Annotated in this window: 2 protein-coding genes; both read right to left on the bottom strand. The window is 67.1% G+C overall.

The features are described 5' to 3' along the window. A partial coding sequence (locus tag I5M_RS18875; RefSeq protein WP_022722821.1) for an ABC transporter permease occupies nt 1–757 on the bottom strand: 757 nt, incomplete at its 3' end. Further along, nucleotides 754–1,512 (bottom strand): ABC transporter ATP-binding protein, encoded by a 759-nt coding sequence (locus I5M_RS18870; RefSeq protein ID WP_051048791.1) that lies wholly within the window; start codon nt 1,510–1,512, stop codon nt 754–756. The genes I5M_RS18870 and I5M_RS18875, both read right to left, overlap by 4 nt. Nucleotides 1,513–1,535 lie beyond the last annotated feature (23 nt).

The raw sequence follows: 1,535 nt of genomic DNA, 5'->3' as shown, positions 1-1,535 counted from the left end.
GCCGCAACAGGCGATGCGACGCGAAGGCCAGCAGCCCATAGATCACAATGCCTGCCAGTGACAACAACAGCAATGCGGCGAACATGCGGGGAATGGCCAGCCGGTATCCGGATTCTGCAATCCGGTAAGCGAGACCGGAGCCGGTACCGGCCGAGCCCGCCGCGATCTCCGCCACCACGGCGCCGATCAGCGACAGCCCACCGGCGATGCGCAGCCCGCCCAGCATGGTCGGCAGCGCCGACGGCAGTTCGAGCCGCACCAGCCGCTGCCAGCGCGACGCGCCATAGAGCTTGAAGAGTCCCGCGAGATTGCGGTCGACCGAACTCAGCCCGAGCGTCGTGTTGGCCAGCACCGGAAAGAACGCCACGATGAAGGCGCAGGCGATCACGGCTGTTTCCTGCGGCAGATAGATCAGCAGCAGCGGCGCAATCGCGATCACCGGCGTCACCTGCAGGACGATCGCGTAGGGCAGCAGCGCGTATTCGATCCAGCGCGACTGATGGAACAGCAGCGCCAGCGCGATGCCGCCGACGGCGGCGGCGACAAAGCCTTCCAGCGTCGTCAAAAGCGTCGACACCAGGGATGCGGAGAGGATCGGCCAATCCTTGATCAGCGTCTCGATCACCAGGAGCGGGCCGGGCAATATGTAAGGCGGAATGTGATTGAGTCGTACTACCAGGTCCCAGGCGCCAAGCGTCGCCGCCAGCACGATGACCGGCAATGCGGTGCGCAGCAGTGCGATGGCGCGACTGGTCATCGGCGCCGCTCCGCTTCGCCATCGGCCAGCGCGGCCGAAATCGCGCGGCACTGCGCCGCGTACTCCGCCGAGGTGCGGAAGTCGGCGTCGCGCTGCTCCGGCCCCTCGATGTTGAACTCGGCGCCGATGCGGCCCGGACGCGGCGTCATCACCACGACGCGCTCCGCCAGATACACCGACTCGAATACCGAATGGGTGACGAACACGATGGTCTTGCGCAGGCTGCGCCACAGCGCCAGCAGATCGTCGTTGAGCCGGAATCGGGTGATTTCATCGAGCGCCGCGAACGGCTCGTCCATCAGCAGGATGTCCGGATCGGTTACCAGCGCCCGCGCCAGCGACACCCGCATCTTCATGCCGCCGGAGAGTTCGCGCGGAAACGCATCGGCGAAATCCGCAAGATCGACCTGCGCCAGCGCCTCGCCGACGCGGCGGTCGATCTCGGCGGCCGGCGTTTTTGCCAGTTGCAGCGGCAGCGCGACGTTGTTGCGCACGCTGGTCCACGGCATCAGCGTCGGCTCCTGGAACACGAAGCCGATGGCGTGCTCGCCCCGCGAGCGCCGCGCCTGCGTGTCGACCTCGACGCTGCCCGACGAGGCTTCCGCCAATCCGGCGATGATGCGCAGCGCCGTCGACTTGCCGCAGCCCGATGGGCCTAGTAGGGCGACGAACTCGCCGCGGCCGATATCGAGATCGATCGGCCCGAGCGCCGGCGCGCCCGAACGATAGGTCTTTGTGACGGCGTTGAACCGGATCCGCCCGCATCGCTTACTTGGCC

Origin of the sequence: Rhodopseudomonas sp. B29, from assembly GCF_000333455.1 — a bacterium.
Taxonomy (GTDB): Bacteria; Pseudomonadota; Alphaproteobacteria; order Rhizobiales; family Xanthobacteraceae; genus Rhodopseudomonas.
Note: the sequence above shows the minus strand (reverse complement) of the source record. Positions and strands in the feature narration are given on the sequence as shown.